Source organism: Ruegeria sp. N7 (assembly GCF_056531345.1).
Genome location: NZ_JBQFLR010000037.1, coordinates 1 through 6,879, shown reverse-complemented (window position 1 = coordinate 6,879; position 6,879 = coordinate 1). Strand labels below are relative to the sequence as shown.

The 6,879-nt window shown below is 54.0% G+C and carries 6 protein-coding genes; 2 read left to right on the top strand and 4 right to left on the bottom strand.

The window, feature by feature from the left end:
- Positions 1–313: 313 nt before the first annotated feature.
- The 4 genes from ACR0ES_RS19945 to ACR0ES_RS19930 form a co-directional block, all read right to left on the bottom strand.
- Positions 314–1,129, bottom strand: coding sequence for a hypothetical protein (locus ACR0ES_RS19945; protein ID WP_480871580.1), 816 nt, complete (start codon positions 1,127–1,129; stop codon positions 314–316).
- Positions 1,130–1,290: 161 nt separating this feature from the next.
- A complete protein-coding gene (locus ACR0ES_RS19940) occupies positions 1,291–1,905 on the bottom strand; it encodes a hypothetical protein (protein ID WP_480871579.1) in 615 nt (204 codons plus the stop codon).
- 63 nt (positions 1,906–1,968) lie between these two features.
- Positions 1,969–3,609 carry a sulfatase-like hydrolase/transferase gene (locus tag ACR0ES_RS19935; RefSeq protein ID WP_171212847.1) on the bottom strand — a complete coding sequence of 547 codons (1,641 nt, stop codon included), beginning with the start codon at positions 3,607–3,609 and terminating at the stop codon, positions 1,969–1,971.
- A 24-nt stretch (positions 3,610–3,633) separates the two neighbouring features.
- Complete coding sequence (locus ACR0ES_RS19930; protein ID WP_171212846.1) at positions 3,634–3,864, bottom strand: hypothetical protein; 231 nt, start codon at positions 3,862–3,864, stop codon at positions 3,634–3,636.
- Positions 3,865–3,993: 129 nt separating this feature from the next.
- On the opposite strand from ACR0ES_RS19930, the gene ACR0ES_RS19925 reads away from it, so the two are divergent.
- Together ACR0ES_RS19925 and ACR0ES_RS19920 are read left to right on the top strand one after the other, a co-directional pair.
- A complete protein-coding gene (locus tag ACR0ES_RS19925; protein ID WP_480871578.1) occupies positions 3,994–5,358 on the top strand; it encodes a tetratricopeptide repeat protein in 1,365 nt (454 codons plus the stop codon).
- A gap of 222 nt (positions 5,359–5,580) precedes the next feature.
- Complete coding sequence (locus ACR0ES_RS19920) at positions 5,581–6,624, top strand: IS110 family RNA-guided transposase (RefSeq protein ID WP_480871577.1); 1,044 nt, start codon at positions 5,581–5,583, stop codon at positions 6,622–6,624.
- The last annotated feature ends 255 nt before the right edge of the window (positions 6,625–6,879 follow it).

Sequence of the window (6,879 nt, the reverse complement as noted above, 5' to 3'; positions counted from 1 at the left end):
TCAGCATTGGGCTGGAAAAGCCCTGTCGCATTCGAAAGGAAAGTGGCTTAAACGAGCACTTGGGGCGGCACAAAAACGGGACAGGTCCATCTGGACCTGGCGGAACGTGATGTCCACGAGACTGGGGAAAGCTCGTCAGGAAAAGGCCCTGGATTGAACAATTGGAGCGCACGGATAGGGCTCGCGCAAATTTATCATAATTTCTCTTACGCTGCATAATACAGTCGTCGGGTAGATTCACTAGTGAACTCCTTTTCCCAGCACCAGATTCAAAACGAGTTTCTTTCACAGTCGTCTAGTTTCATACCCGCCCTTAGAAGAAATACTTGATGCCAAAGTATGGCCCGTGCTGTTCGACGTCATAGGCGAATTCTCCGGAACTCAGCGTATCGCTATAGTCGACGCTGAAGTAGCGGTATCCAAATGTGAGTGCCGTTTTCTCCCAGGGTTGGTAATCGAATCCGATATTCACACCGACCTGAAGGTCATTCCCACCGGCGCCAAAACCGCCAAGCTCCAAAGAAGCAATTCCGGTCCATTGCTCATTTAGGCGCCACATACCGCGCGCGCCGATTACAGGTTCGATCCAATCCTGATCGCCACCTAAAACAGGTGGATTTCCCGGGCCCGGTGTGGTTATACCGATCTCCTGACGAATAGAGTTGTATCTAACGCCCCCCTGAAGATCGATCGTATAGCGCTGATCATCGGCTCCGTATACAGAGTCTAAAATGCGGTAAGCACCCAGAATACCAAACCATTTTTGGCGCACGTCGACATTGAGATCGGAACCCAAAGGGCCAGGCAGCGAGGTATCTTGTTCGATGCCAACATAGTTCGCGTCGACGATTATTCCAAAATCCCCATTCCATGCCTCATACCGTCCGGCCGCTGCGAAATCGAGCACGTCCAGCACGTCACCGAGATCCAGATCCAAGTCAGCGGATTGTCCAGCCACGGTCGATGTCCCTGTGGTTCTTAGGGGTGTGAACAGATAGAACGCTGCACCATGACGCCAGCCGGTTTCGTCCTGATCCGGCGCGGGCAGTGATTGAGCACCGGCAAGTGTCGGCAGCGTAAGAAGGCCGGTCGCAAGCGTGATTGCGCCGAGTAGTGAGAGGTGAGACATAGCTTTGTCCTTGGGGTTCATGAAACTTAGTAGTTGAATCTGAGGCCGATCCCGATGCCTTGGTCATAAGGGCGATCAGCGCCGATCCCGATCAACACATCTGCATAGAGGGCAATACCGGGGCTGAGATTTTTGCCAATCTGAAGCTCAGCGGTTGCAGGCTAGGCGTCGTTTTCCCAATCATATGGCGCTTTGATATCTGCTTTGGCCCAATACCCATCACCGAACGGCTGAAGCGCAATCAGGCGCATTGCAGTTTGGCTGACATCGGTCGACCCATTATACGATGCGAAATGCTGGACCAAAGGGATCAGCGTCATGCCAGTGTTTGTGTTTGCAAAGGCAAAGCCACCAAACGGGGCGATCTGATCCGACCCGGTGCCTATACCTTCCTCGGGGTCGCCAAAATCAAGGATCCACTCCAGCCCGAGCGCGGATTTGACGGCCCAAGTGTCATTCAGGGGTTTTTGTGACGGGAAATAGATCAGCTTGAAGCTGGTCTTTTCAAACCCGTTGAACCTCTCCCCGGTCGCATTCGTCGAATTGTAATGGAGCTCATATTTCAATTTCAGATCAGGTCGCAGCATGTATGCGCCATCAATGAATGCATCCTGACGGTCTGCGCCGCCCTCCAGATCAAAATACTGATAGCGAATGTCCGTGTTGTTGACCGCAGCCAATGGGTTTGACGCGTTTTCCTCTGCTCCGGCAGCGCTACCCGCTATCAGCAACGCGGACGTCAGGATAGAATGAATGAAAAAATGGCTGGCCATCATGTACCTGAAAAGTTCTCGTGCGATTGATGAGATGGTGGCTTTGCCACCACCGTCCCAAGTTCGTTATTGCCAGCTAGAAAAGACTTCCCTGGTTAGTTCGCTTTCAGGGCGAAGGTTCTCGATTCCTTCATAAGGAACACCCTTTCCGAGTGGCAGATGCGGGTGTTTGGCAATGGTTTTCTGATGGCGCTTGACCATGTCCTGAAAAGACGCCCCGGACCATAGGGAGTACCCGATAAGGGGATGTTCCTCGCGTGGGTCGCGGTAGACATTGAACACGGGAGCCGCTGCGCCGGGTTGGCCGGGGGCAGGCAGGTGCATTTTGAACTCCTGCTTGACTACTGAGCGCAAGATCGGTCCTTCATATACGTAAACATAGTCGCGGCGCGAGTTGCCTTCGCCTTCAAGCAGCAGCGCGGTCTGGTCGATACCGTCAATTACACGGTCGCGCGGAATGCGGTCGGTTGCACCTGCGATCCGGGCAAAGGTGGTGAACAGGTCTGAGACATGCACAATGTCACCCGCCGCGCTGCCGGGCTCGATAGCGCCGGGCCACCGGATGAAGGCATCGGTACGCACACCACCTTCAAGATGCTGCGTCTTGCCGCCGCGGTAAATCAGCTGGTTCAGGCCGGAAGTCCCCTCATAATGATACATCAGGCCATTGTCGGCCATGATCATGACGATGGTGTTGTCTGCCTTTCCGGTTTCATCCAGCTTGGCCAGCACCTCGCCGATCCAACCGTCCAGGATCTGCAACTTGTCGGCATGGAAGCCACCGTTGCGGGAAACGGCCTCATCAGGATAGGCAAAGTTTAGCGGATAGAGCGGCCAGTACTGCATGAAGAACGGATCGTCCTGCGAAGCCAGCTTCTCCAGCTGTTCCAATGCCTGACGCTGATAGCGCAGGTTCATTTCTTCGTATTTCGCCTGCGTCCATTCCTCGCCCGGTGCCATATCGACTTCGCGGGCAAGACCACCAGCTTCACCTTCAACGCCAGTTACCAGACCGTAGGGTTTGAACCGTTGATCCAACTGAAACTGGTTGGACTGACCCGACGCATGGTAGCCAAGCATGTTGTTGGCGACCATTGCGTCCCGTATCATCAGACTCAGTTGAACTTGCTGGTGCAAAGGAAAGGCCGCCCAATCAAACCCCTGATTGTGCGGATAGGATTGTTCAATATCGCCCTGATGCCATTTCCCGACATGCGCGGTGTTGTACCCTTCCTCCTTCAGGATTTCGGCAATCGTGACTTCTTCGGCCGCAAGACCTTCACCGACCAGCGCAACCTTGACCTCTTCCACGCCCGCGCGCGCCGGATGACGACCTGTCAACATCGCTGTTCGTGTTGGCGTGCAGGATGGCTCGGTATACATCCTCATCAAGGACATGCCTTCGGTGGCAAAATCGTTGATGTTGGGCGTATCGAAACCGGTGACATAGTTCATCGTCCGGTTGCCCATCTGACCGAAGCTGACATCGTCGATCAGAATGTAGAGAATATTAGGGGGCTTGCCGTCATTGGCGTCACGGATTTCTGCAAGCTTTGCGTCGATTTCCGTATCCTGAGCATCCCATTGATCGCCAAATTGTGCGCGGAGAAACTGGAACTCTCCGTCATGAATGATGGGCGCATCCTGAGCAAAGCTCGCGCCAGCCATCAGCACCATGGCCGAGGCATGTTTAAATATTGATCTCATCGGTATCCCTTCCCCATTTTCGAATTACATCTTACCTGCGCGCCGCAGTGACTGGGCGATTTCATCCCGAAGACCATCCAGGGTTTCGCGGATATCGCAGGCAAACTGGTACGATTGGCTTGCCGGCTCATCATTCATGGAGAGATACTCGTCGCTGAGAAGCTGGTAGTCCCGGCAAATCTCATCGAACACCGTGTCCGCGCGCCGTAAGTCTGCAATTGCGGCTTGGTGGTTCGGAAACAGGGTATCAAGCACGTAACCTTTCAAATTCGACGCTCGTTCGACTAATCAACAGATTCCCCGAATTGTTGGCCGAATTCACTTCTCACAAAAGGTTTATCGGGGCATAATACGGTATAATCAGAGATGTAACTTGCTGAAAAAATGGAATTATCCAAAAGCACATCGACTAGTATTAGTGGTGGTAGAACGCCTGACGCCAAAGATGTGCGGGTCGCGCTTCAGCGACTTGTCGGATCCCAGACATTCGCTGGATCACAGCGACTGCAGGACTTTCTTATCTACGTCGTCGAGGAATCAATCAGCGGTCGAGCCGATGACATCCGTGCCAAAACAATCGCCATGGATGTCTACGGCGCGACCATGTCCGAGATGGCGCGAAGAGAAAATGTGGTGCGGGTGGACGCCGGTCGCCTGCGTCGCAAGCTGGCCGAATATTATGTCGAAGATGGCCGCGATGAAGTCACTGTTTTCGATCTGCCAAAAGGCGGGTACGCACCTGAGATATCGATTAAATCGCCCGGGACGGATCAGCCCGAAATACCTGAGACGGAAACCAAGACTTACACCTGGCCGCGCCCGTTCATTGGGATTGCAGGGGTTTTCCTTATAATCTGTGTTGCTGTGGCAATTGCGTTAATGTCGACAAATCGTGGGGTTCCAGTCAGCCTGCCAGTCGATAGCCTGAGCCAAGATGAGCGCAGCGCGATATTTGATGCATCCCCCATGCGGCTTCAGGCCGTGAACCTGGCCAATTCGGGCCGCGATTTGATCTTTCCGGCCTTGGAGCCCGCGCGACTGAACGGAGCCCTGACGATATTCAAGGGGGCAATCGAAAACGACGACAGCTATTTCGGAGGCCATGCAGGAGCCGCGCAGGTTGCAGCAACGATAGTGCTGGTTACACCGGACGCTGATCCAACCGGCGACTTGCTGCGTTACGCGGACACACAGGCCAGCCGGGCGATTGAATTGGCACCCGAAATGGGGTGGAGCCAATCTGCAAAGGCCTGGGTCGAATTTACCAAGGGTAATTGGCCTGAAGCTATGGAGTTCTCGTACAGGGCGCAGCGGTTGGCACCAAACGACGTGCACGTGCTGGAGTTCGTGTCATTGATCCTGTTGTACTCAGGTGAGTTCGAAAAAGTCGTGGCGATCAGCGAAGACGCACTGTCGAAAAGAGATTTGGACCGAGGTTATGTGTTTCAGAACGCGATGGGGTCTGCAAAGTTCCATCTGAAGGATTTCGAAGGTGCCGTTTCCGCCTTTGAGCAGGTGACCCAAAAGGGTGGCCCAGTCGGCCCTGTTTCTGTCGCCTATCTGATGGCGGCTCATCAGATGCTGGGGAACGAAAGTGAAGCTCAAGCTATGTCAGATAAACTCTCGCGTGAATGGCCTGACAGTAGGGTGGATATTTTGTTTCAAAGACTATTTGCGAATCCAGAATACGGGGTGGAACTTGGCGACGCTATGAAACAAGCCAATTGGAAGCCAAAAGTTAATGAATGAAGTTCGTGTCTGGGCTATCGAGGCCATTCCAGTGCGAACTGGCCACAGTAGTTGTTTATTCATGCATCATTCCTTGCCGCGGGGCGGTATTGGCCCCTTCTCCATTGCCGCTGGATTTCGGAGACGGCCCTTTCCGGACGTTCCAGGTTCTGATGGAATGGACATCCCCTGATCTCTCATCTGGTAGGTTTTGGAGATGGAAACCATCAGGAGGGTAGCAAAATGGCGAACTTGGACCTTGTCGGCATAGATCTGGCGAAGAATGTGTTTCAACTTCATGGGTGCAGCTCCACGGGCGAGGTGGTGTTTCGTAAACAGCTGAGACGCCACAAACTTCTGACGTTCATTGCTGAACTGCCAGCGTGCACCATTGCGATGGAAGCTTGTTCTGGGAGCCATTATTGGGGCCGGGAATTTGAAGCACTCGGACACACGGTTCGTTTGATCGCGCCCAAATATGTCAAACCGTTTGTGAAACGCAGCAAGAGTGATTTGATCGACGCTGAAGCCGTTTGTGAGGCAGCCCTGCGACCAACGATGCGGTTTGTGCTGGTCCGCAGCGAAGACAATCAGGCTGCGGCCCTGGCATTCAAAGCGCGGGATTTGTTGGTCCGGCAACGCACGCAGATCATCAATGCCTTGCGCGGCCACCTGTCCGAGTTCGGTTTTGTGGTTGCCAAAGGCCCAACACACGTCCGTAAACTTGTTTCTGCAGTCGAAGACGGCACCATTGAATTGCCGGAGATGTCCCGCCCTCTCCTGAGCATTTTTGTCGATACGCTTGACGCTTTGAATGGCCGCATCAGACAGCTGGAGGCGCAAATCGCACAGCGTGCCAGGGAAGATGAAACATGTCAGAGGTTGACCGCGATACCAGGCGTTGGCCCGATAATTGCGACCGCGCTTGCTGCACTTGCGCCACCCCCTTCGACATTCAGACGGGGGCGCGATTTTGCAGCATGGGTAGGCTTAACCCCACTCCAGCATTCGACTGGTGGCAAGCAGCGCCTGGGGCGCACGTCAAAAATGGGAAACCGGACGTTGCGACGCCTCCTCATTATTGGCGCCAGTGCCGTGGTTAGGTGGGCTGAACAAAAAGGAGCCGTCCCGGGATCCTGGCTCGCAAGGATGCTGGAGCGCAAGCCACCCATGTTAATCAGGGTAGCACTGGCCAATAAAATGGCGCGTATCGTCTGGGCGCTGATGGCACATGGCGAAGAATACCGGGATCAATCGTTACACGTTAGAGCCGTGCAAACGATCTGATCTCGGAGGCGTGGGAAGGTCAAACGGAAGGTAAGGCGCAACAGTCGAAGAGACGAGATCAGGAAAACCAGCTTGCGACACAGTGCCTGCAGCACGTGGTTCTGAATTGGACTTGATCCGAGAACTCCATACGGGCCCGCGGCATGTGTAGGCCGCACTATGAGGCCGCATACATGTCAGCACCCGACTACGCGAATTGCCAACCAAAGATTCTTCTTGCCCAAAGGGGGATGTCCATACATGTCGCAAATTTTG